Origin of the sequence: Mesorhizobium sp. M7A.F.Ca.CA.001.08.2.1 (assembly GCF_003998455.1) — a bacterium.
Taxonomy (GTDB): Bacteria; Pseudomonadota; Alphaproteobacteria; order Rhizobiales; family Rhizobiaceae; genus Mesorhizobium; species Mesorhizobium ciceri.
Genome location: NZ_RZPW01000791.1, coordinates 1 through 2745, shown reverse-complemented (window position 1 = coordinate 2745; position 2745 = coordinate 1). Strand labels below are relative to the sequence as shown.

Sequence of the window (2745 nt, the reverse complement as noted above, 5' to 3'; positions counted from 1 at the left end):
GAGCAGCAGGATGAAGGCCGGCGGCAGCAGCCAGAAGGAGATGTTGTTCATGCGCGGGAACGCCATGTCGGGCGCGCCGATCATGATCGGGACCATCCAGTTGGCAAAACCGCCGATCAGCGCCGGCATGACCATGAAGAAGATCATGATCAGGGCGTGCGCGGTGGCGAAGGCATTGTACATGCTCTTGCCGCCGTCGATCGCGGCGTCACCGTTCATGCCGTAGACCATCTGCGCCAGACCGCTGAAGATCTGGATGCCAGGCTCCTGCAGCTCCATGCGGATGGCGACCGACAAGGCGCCGCCGATGATGCCGGCCATGATCGCGAAGATCAGGTAGAGCGTGCCGATGTCCTTGTGGTTGGTCGAATAAACCCAGCGCACCCAGCCGTGATAAGGCTTGTGGTCGTGCCCGTCGTGAGCTGCAGCGTCTGCCATGTTCCGCTCCGTTCCCTAAATCTTGCTAACCCGCGGCATCAGTTGCCGGCGGCCGCTACCTTGTTCTGGCCGTCGACCTCGGCCATCAGCGTCTTGTTGGCGCCGGGCAGATCGGTCTTGGCTGCCGCCAGCCAGGTCTTGAACTGCGCATCGGAGACGACGCGGATGGCGATCGGCATGAAGGCATGGTCCTTGCCGCAGAGCTGCGAGCACTGGCCGTAAAAAATACCTTCCTTCTCCGCCTTGAACCAGGTCTCGTTGGTGCGACCAGGAACGGCGTCGATCTTGATGCCGAACGACGGCATGGCGAAGGAGTGGATCACGTCGGTCGCGGTGACGAGCACGCGGGTCATGGTGTTGACCGGCACGACCAGCTCGTTGTCGACGGCCAGCAGGCGCGGGTAGACCTTGCGGTCCTCCTTGCCGGCAGCGGCGCGTTCGGTGTCCTGGAGGATCGCGGAGTTGAAAGAGAGCGTGTTGTCGGTCTGGTACTCGTAGTCCCAGTTCCACTGGTTGCCGGTCGCCTTGACGGTCAGCTTTGCTTCTTCCGGCGGCGTGTATTGCGCGGTCAGCAGCTGGAACGAGGGGATAGCGATGAGGAGCAGGATGACGACAGGTCCGATCGTCCAGATCAACTCGATCCACGTGTTGTGACTGGTCTTGGACGGAACCGGGTTGGCGCTCGCGCGGAATCTGATGATGCAATAGGCGAGAAGAATCAGCACCAGGATGGTGATCGGGACGATGAACCACATTGTGTAGTTCCCGAACCACTCGATCTGCCGCATCATGTCGGTCGCCGGCGCCTGGAAGGTTGTCTCCCAGTTCTTGGGCTGGTCGGCATGGGCGGATGCGCCGGCGAAAAACGTGATAGCGGCACAAGCATTTAGAAACTTGGCACTTGCTGGAACCTTGGCGTTTGCCAGGAAATTTCTCATCGCCCTCATCGTCTCCCAGTTCCTCGCTGTGGTACCCACGAGAATAACGAACAATGCCGGGACGGGAATCCCGACAGTTTCAAGCTGGTTCAAACCATACTCTTTTTCCCTCCGCAAGAAAGGAGCGGACGAAACCGTGCGGCATTTTTGCGCGCAAGCCCGGATGTGCCTTTGGAGGCAGCCGCGGCAGCCCCGAATCGCCTACATTGAACCCACAGCGGCATTCCCGCGGCGCGCACGTGCCGAACGTCGCAATTCGGGCGAAATTGGCAGGGAAAAGCGCCGTATTGGCTTTTTCGGGGCAGACCTGGTGCGGTCTCGTCCTTTACTTGGCTTTGGCGCGGCTTAAAGTGCCGTGATTCGCAATGGAGCCGTCATGAATTACTGGCTTTCGAGAAACTCTCGGTTTTCGAGAAACTGGGCGAAGGTCATCTTTTTCGCCGCCCTGTCTGGCATCGGCTTGTCCGCGATCGTGTCCGGCACGGCGAACGCCGCGCAACCGAGCGGTACCGTTCGCTCGACGCATGGCGCATGGTCGATCATCTGCGACACGCCGGCCGGTGCCACCTCGGAACAATGCGTGATGATGCAGAACGTCGTCGCCGAGGACCGTCCGGAGATGGGACTGTCGGTCGTCGTGCTGCGCACCGCCGACAACAAGGCGGAGATCCTGCGCGTTCTGGCGCCGCTCGGCGTGCTTTTGCCCAACGGGCTTGGCCTCAATGTCGACGGCAAGGACATCGGTCGCGCCTATTTCGTGCGCTGTTTCCAGGACGGCTGCTATGCCGAGGTTATCCTCGAGAAGCCGCTTCTCGACACGCTGAAGACCGGCACGTCGGCCACCTTCATTGTCTTCCAGACCCCGGAAGAAGGCATCGGCATCCCGGTCGACCTCAAGGGTTTTGCCGACGGCTTCGCCGCCCTCCCCTGAAAGCCCGGCGACATCACCGGCTTCATCAACCAGAAGTGACGTCGACGGTCTGCTGGCAAACCGCTTTTGTCTTCACAATGCGGCTGAGCGATTGTCTCGGCGCACCTTCGCGCCTACATCGTGGCAAAGACCCATTCCTCCTGTGAACGGACGCGCCATGAACAGCCTGATCGGCCAATTCGACATTTCAGACGATCGCATCAAGCAGATCGTCGCCGAAACCATCAACGGCGCCGATGACGGCGAGCTGTTCCTCGAATACAGCGAGAGCGAAGCGCTGATGTTCGACAATGGCCGGCTGAAGACCGCCAACTTCAACACCGACCAAGGGTTTGGCCTGCGCGCGGTTGCCGGCGAAGCCAGCGGCTATGCCCATTCCAGCGATCTCTCCGAAGCTTCGCTGCTGCGCGCGGCCGATGCCGTTTCGACCGTCAAGGG

4 protein-coding genes are annotated in these 2745 nt (G+C 60.8%); 2 read left to right on the top strand and 2 right to left on the bottom strand.

The genetic code is table 11. The annotated features are described in order from the left end of the window. On the bottom strand, positions 1 to 438 hold a 438-nt coding region (locus tag EN914_RS30975), incomplete at its 3' end, for a cbb3-type cytochrome c oxidase subunit I (RefSeq protein ID WP_206527281.1). Between the two features lie 38 nt (positions 439 to 476). After that, positions 477 to 1376 carry a cytochrome c oxidase subunit II gene (gene coxB, locus EN914_RS30970; protein WP_081714301.1) on the bottom strand — a complete coding sequence of 300 codons (900 nt, stop codon included), beginning with the start codon at positions 1374 to 1376 and terminating at the stop codon, positions 477 to 479. Between the two features lie 376 nt (positions 1377 to 1752). Here coxB and EN914_RS30965 point away from each other — a divergent pair, with 376 nt between their 5' ends. Continuing rightward, entirely contained in the window at positions 1753 to 2307 is a 555-nt protein-coding gene (locus tag EN914_RS30965) for an invasion associated locus B family protein (RefSeq protein ID WP_013532781.1), read from the top strand. A 157-nt stretch (positions 2308 to 2464) separates the two neighbouring features. Further along, the coding region (locus EN914_RS30960) for a PmbA/TldA family metallopeptidase (RefSeq protein ID WP_281034682.1) at positions 2465 to 2745 on the top strand (281 nt) is incomplete at its 3' end.

Coding starts and splice junctions, on each gene's coding strand:
- coxB (WP_081714301.1), bottom strand. CDS start 1,376: ATGAGAAATTTCCTGGCAAACGCCAAGGTTCCAGCAAGTGCCAAGTTT.
- EN914_RS30965 (WP_013532781.1), top strand. CDS start 1,753: ATGAATTACTGGCTTTCGAGAAACTCTCGGTTTTCGAGAAACTGGGCG.